Origin of the sequence: Streptomyces sulfonofaciens (assembly GCF_014656295.1) — a bacterium.
In the GTDB taxonomy this organism is placed as follows: Bacteria; Actinomycetota; Actinomycetes; order Streptomycetales; family Streptomycetaceae; genus Streptomyces; species Streptomyces sulfonofaciens.
The window spans coordinates 1-1098 of sequence record NZ_BNCD01000070.1 but is presented as its reverse complement, the minus strand read 5'-3'; the positions used below and the strand labels follow the sequence as shown (position 1 = coordinate 1098).

The window sequence follows — 1098 nt, the reverse complement described above, 5'->3', positions numbered from 1 at the left end:
GAGCCGGCGGATCCAGGTGGGGTCGGTCGCCGTGGGTGGGGATGCGCCGGTGTCGGTGCAGTCGATGACGACGACGCGGACGTCGGACGTGGGTGCGACGTTGCAGCAGATCGCGGAGTTGACGGCGTCGGGGTGCCAGATCGTGCGGGTGGCGTGTCCGACGCAGGACGATGCGGATGCGTTGGCTGCGATTGCGCGGAAGTCGCAGATCCCGGTGATTGCGGATATTCATTTCCAGCCGAAGTACGTCTTCGCGGCGATTGATGCGGGGTGTGCGGCGGTGCGGGTGAATCCGGGGAATATCAAGCAGTTCGACGACAAGGTTCGTGAGATTGCGAAGGCGGCGTCGGCTGCGGGGACGCCTATTCGTATCGGTGTGAATGCGGGTTCGTTGGACAGGCGGCTTCTTGAGAAGTATGGGAAGGCGACGCCGGAGGCGCTGGTGGAGTCGGCGCTGTGGGAGGCGTCGTTGTTCGAGGAGCATGGTTTCAGGGATATCAAGATCTCGGTGAAGCACAATGATCCGGTGGTGATGGTGAATGCGTACCGGTTGTTGGCTGAGCGGTGTGATTATCCGTTGCATCTGGGTGTGACGGAGGCGGGTCCTGCTTTTCAGGGGACGGTGAAGTCCGCGGTGGCGTTCGGTGCGCTGCTTGCGGAGGGGATCGGGGACACGATCCGGGTGTCGTTGTCGGCGCCTCCTGTGGAGGAGGTGAAGGTCGGTATCCAGATTCTGGAGTCGTTGAATCTGCGGCAGCGGGGTCTGGAGATCGTGTCGTGTCCGTCGTGCGGTCGTGCGCAGGTGGATGTGTACAAGTTGGCGGAGGAGGTGACGGCCGGGTTGACGGGGATGGAGGTGCCGTTGCGGGTGGCCGTCATGGGGTGTGTGGTGAACGGGCCGGGTGAGGCGCGTGAGGCGGATCTCGGTGTGGCGTCGGGCAATGGCAAGGGGCAGATCTTCGTGCGGGGCGAGGTCGTCAAGACGGTGCCCGAGTCGAAGATCGTGGAGACGTTGATCGACGAGGCGATGAAGATCGCCGAGCAGATGGAGAAGGACGGCATCGCCTCGGGGGAGCCCGCCGTCACCGTGAGCTGACC

At 63.8% G+C, this 1098-nt stretch carries 1 protein-coding gene; it reads left to right on the top strand.

Annotated elements, in window-relative coordinates:
- Nucleotides 1-1096, top strand: a 1096-nt coding sequence (ispG, locus tag IE313_RS34595; protein WP_189939340.1) for a flavodoxin-dependent (E)-4-hydroxy-3-methylbut-2-enyl-diphosphate synthase, incomplete at its 5' end; no start/stop codon positions are given.
- Nucleotides 1097-1098 lie beyond the last annotated feature (2 nt).